The organism is Methylobacterium indicum (assembly GCF_001043895.1).
Classification (GTDB): domain Bacteria; phylum Pseudomonadota; class Alphaproteobacteria; order Rhizobiales; family Beijerinckiaceae; genus Methylobacterium; species Methylobacterium indicum.
The window spans coordinates 1-4349 of the sequence record NZ_JTHF01000069.1 but is presented as its reverse complement, the minus strand read 5'-3'; the positions used below and the strand labels follow the sequence as shown (position 1 = coordinate 4349).

Genomic DNA, 4349 nt, shown 5'->3' with positions numbered 1-4349 from the left:
CGGGGCAAACCCCCGCCGGCAGGAGACCGGCCCGGCCCTACGCGGCACCCGCTCCGCACCGCTCGACGAAGCCGCCCGCGCCGCCGCCGGGCCGGTCGCGATGGTCTCGGTGAGCTCCCGGGAGACCGGCGCCCGCGCGGTCGGCTTCGTCGAGCGGTGCGGAGCGGGTGCCGCGTAGGGCCGGGCCGGTCTCCTGCCGGCGGGGATTGCCCCGGCTCCGGCGCGGGGGCACAGTCGCGGCGGGATCGGAATCCGCATGGCAGCAGGCGACGGGTCGATGGTGCGACGGATGGCATGGGGCCTGGCCGGCCTCGCCCTCGCGGCCGCCGCCTGGCTCGGGTCCACCCTCGCGCATCTCCCGCCCCTCGACCTCGCCGCGGCGCAGGCCCGCTCGACCGTCGTCCTCGACCGGTCCGGGACCCTGCTGCGCCCCTTCGCCACCGCCGACGGGCGCTGGCGGCTGCCGCTCGAACCGAATGCGGTCGATCCGCGCTTCCTCGCCCTGCTGACCGCCTACGAGGACCGGCGTTTTCGCGAGCATGCCGGCGTCGATCCGCGGGCGCTGCTGCGCGCCGCCGGGCAGTGGCTCGCGGCGGGGCGGATCGTGTCGGGCGCCTCCACCCTGTCGATGCAGGTGGCGCGCCTCGTCGAGCCGCGGGGCGAGCGGTCGCTCACGGCCAAGCTGCGCCAGATCGCCCGGGCGATCGACCTGGAGCGGCGCCTCGGCAAGGACGGGGTGTTGCGGCTCTACCTCGCGCTCGCGCCCTATGGCGGGCCGGTCGAGGGCCTGCGCGCGGCGAGCCTCGCCTATTTCAGGCGCGAGCCGGCGCGGCTCACCCTCGCCGAGGCCGCCCTGCTGGTGGCGCTCCCCCAGGCACCGGAGGCCCGCCGGCCCGACCGGTTCCCGGAGGCCGCCCGCCGGGCCCGCGACCGGGTGCTGGCCCTCGCGGCCGCCCGCGGCGTCATCCCGGCGGCGGAGGCCGAGGCGGCCCGGACCGAGCCTGTGCCGCACGGGCGAAAGCCCTTCCCGATGCTGGCGCCCCACGCCGCCGAGGCCGCCCTGGCGCAGGAGCCCGGCCGGGCCGTCCACCGCCTCGCCCTCGACGCGCGCTGGCAGGCCCGGCTGGAGCCCCTGGCGGCCGAGCGCGCGGCCGCGCTCGGGCCCGGCCTGTCGGCGGCCCTCCTCGTCATCGACAACGCCACCGGCGAGGTGCGGGCGCAGGTGGGCAGCGCCGGCTATCTCGACGCGGCGCGTTCGGGCGCCATCGACATGACGGCGGCCGTGCGCTCGCCGGGCTCGGCGCTCAAACCCTTCGTCTACGCCATGGCGTTCGAGGCCGGCCTCGCCCATCCCGAGACCCTGATCGAGGACCGCCCGTCGCGCTTCGGCGCGTCCTACGCGCCGGAGAACTTCGACCTCACCTTCCAGGGCACGGTGACGGCGCGGCGTGCGCTCCAGCTCTCCCTCAACGTGCCGGCGGTGGCGCTGATGGAGGCGGTCGGCCCGGCCCGCTTCATCGCGCGCCTGCGCAGGGCCGGCGCCGGGATCGCCCTGCCGCGGGACGCCGCCCCCGGCCTGCCGGTGGCGCTCGGGGGACTGGGCATCACGCTGACCGACCTCGCCCGGCTCTATGCCGGGCTCGCCCGCGGCGGCGAGGTGCCGGTGCTGATCCGGCGCCTCGACGGGCCGGCGGCGCCCGAGGCGGTGCCGCCGCGCATCGCCGAGCCGGTGGCGGCCTGGTACGTCGCCGACACCCTGCGGGGGACGCCCCCGCCCGACAGCGCCCTGCCGAACCGCCTCGCCTACAAGACCGGCACCTCCTACGGCTACCGCGACGCCTGGGCGGTGGGGTTCGACCGCCGGGTCACGGTGGCGGTCTGGCTCGGGCGGCCGGACGGGGCCGGGGTGCCGGGCCTCGTCGGGCGGGTCGCCGCCGCGCCCCTGCTGTTCGACGCGGTGGCGCGGATCGGGGGCGAGCCCGAGCCGGTGCCGCGCCCCCGCGACGCCCTGGTGGCGGCGACCTCCGCCCTGCCGCCGCCACTGCGCCGTCTCGCTCGCGACGCCGGCCCGGCCGACCGCCTGCGCATCGCCTACCCGCCGGACGGCGCGCGGATCGATCTCGGTGCCGCGGAGGGCCCGCCCGCCGGTCTCGCCCTCAAGGCGCTCGGCGGCACCCCGCCGCTGACCTGGCTCGTCGGGGGCCTGCCGGTGACCGAATCGGATCGCCGCCAAGCCGAATGGCAGCCCGACGGCGCCGGCTTCGTGCGGATCTCGGTGCTCGACGCGAGCGGGGCGAGCGACAGCGTGATGGTACGGGTCGAGTAGGACCGATCACGATTTCGATAGGTTGGCCCAAGGTCAGCGGGGGATCGTTTCGCCCGCCGCCCCGTTCCCTCCTGGTGGAAGCGTGGCGAGACGGGAGCGCCGCGCAAGGGTGAGTGCGCGTCGCATGGCGGATGGGCGAGACGATCGCAGGCGGGTCCTGCCGATGAAGCCGGCCCGGGTCCAGGCCGCCGAAACGCCCGGGGACGGCCTGGCGGCCCCCCTGGTCATCGGGGCGGTGATCGTGGCGGCCCTGTATTTCGGCCGCGAGATCCTGATCCCGATCGCCATCGCGGTGCTGCTCAGCTTCGTCATCGGGCCGCTGGTGGCGCTGCTGCGCAAGTTGCGCCTCGGGCGAATCCCGTCCGTCGGCGTCGCGGTGCTGCTGCTCCTCGCCGTGGTGGCGGGCTTGGGCGGGCTCATCGGCATGCAGCTCGCCGATCTCTCGACCGGCCTGCCGCGCTACCAGCGCACCATCGCCCAGAAGGCCGAGAACCTGAAGGCCGGGCCGCTCGGCGACCTCGCGGGCTACCTGCGCAGCATCAACCACCAGATCCAGCAGGCCGGCGCGCCCGAGCCCAAGTCCGAAGGGAAGTCCGAAGGGAAGTCCGAAGGGAAGTCCGAAGAGAAGCCCGAGGCCAAGCGCGCCGCGCCGCCCGCGGTGCAGAACCCCGACAAGCCGGTGCTGGTCGAGATGCGCGACCGCGAGCCCGGCCCGGTCGAGCTCGCCGAGAAGCTGCTGGCCCCGGTGATCTCGCCGCTCGCCACGCTCGGCATCGTCTTCGTGGTGCTGATCTTCATCCTGGTCCAGCGCGAGGACCTGCGCGACCGGATGATCCGCCTCGTCGGGTCGAGCGACCTGCACCGCACCACCGTGGCGATGGACGACGCGGCACGGCGCCTGAGCCGGTTCTTCCTGGTCCAGCTCGCCCTGAATGCCGGATTCGGCCTCGTCATCGGCGTCGGGCTGTGGCTGATCGGCGTGCCGAACCCGATCCTGTGGGGCATCTTCTCGGCGCTGATGCGCTTCGTGCCCTATATCGGCGCCTTCCTGTCGGCCCTGCTGCCGCTGGCCCTCGCCGCCGCGGTCGATCCGGGCTGGAACATGGTGCTGGCCACCGCCGCCCTGTTCGTCGTGCTCGAGCCCCTGGTCGGCCAGTTCATCGAGCCGCTGCTCTACGGCCACTCCACCGGCCTGTCGCCCTTCGCGGTCCTGGTCTCGGCCCTGTTCTGGACCTGGCTGTGGGGACCCGTCGGGCTCCTGCTCTCGACGCCGCTCACCGTCTGCCTCGTGGTGCTCGGCCGCCACGTCGACAAGCTCGAATTCCTCGACGTGCTGTTCGGCGACCGGCCGGCGCTCACCCCGGTCGAGAATTTTTACCAGCGCATGCTGGCCGACGATCCCGACGAGGCGCAGGAGCTGGCCGAAGCGATCCTCGCCCAGTGCTCGCTCTCCTCCTACTACGACGAGGTGGCGCTGAAGGGCCTCCAGCTCGCCGCCACCGACGCCCGCCGCGGGGTGCTGACCGAGAGCCAGCTCGACCGCATCCGCGTCGGCATCGCCCAGTTGATCGAGGATCTCTCCGACCGGGACGATGTCGCGCCGGAGACGAAGCCAACGCTCGCCGGACGTCTCCTGTCGGGCAGCCGCGACGAGGAGGTGCCGTGCGAGGCCGCTCCCGCGGTGCCGGACGCTCCCGCGCCCGACGCCCTGCCGGAGGATTGGCGGCGCGAGGGCGCGGTGCTCTGCGTCGCCGGCCGCGGCCCCCTCGACGAGGCCGCCTCGATGATGCTGGCCCAGCTCCTGGAGAAGCACGGCTTCGGCACCCGGGTGGTGCCGTTCGAGGACGTCACGCGCTCGCAGATCGGCGCCCTCGATGCCGGGGGCGCGCGGATGGTCTGCATCTCCTACCTCGAGATCAGCGGCACGCCGGCGCATCTGCGCTACCTCGTCCAGCGGCTGCGCCGCCGGCCACAACCCGACGAGCACCTGCGCGTCCGGGGCCCGGCGGCGCAGCCGCTGGAC

Annotated in this window: 2 protein-coding genes; both read left to right on the top strand. The window is 75.2% G+C overall.

Annotated elements, in window-relative coordinates; genetic code table 11:
• The first annotated feature begins 256 nt into the window (after nucleotides 1-256).
• On the top strand, nucleotides 257-2326 hold the full coding sequence (gene pbpC / locus QR78_RS08875; RefSeq protein ID WP_082173736.1) for a penicillin-binding protein 1C: 2070 nt from the start codon (nucleotides 257-259) through the stop codon (nucleotides 2324-2326).
• 163 nt (nucleotides 2327-2489) lie between these two features.
• Nucleotides 2490-4349: AI-2E family transporter (locus QR78_RS08870; protein WP_244278471.1), on the top strand; the 1860-nt coding region annotated here is incomplete at its 3' end.

Coding starts and splice junctions, on each gene's coding strand:
- pbpC (WP_082173736.1), top strand. CDS start 257: ATGGCAGCAGGCGACGGGTCGATGGTGCGACGGATGGCATGGGGCCTG.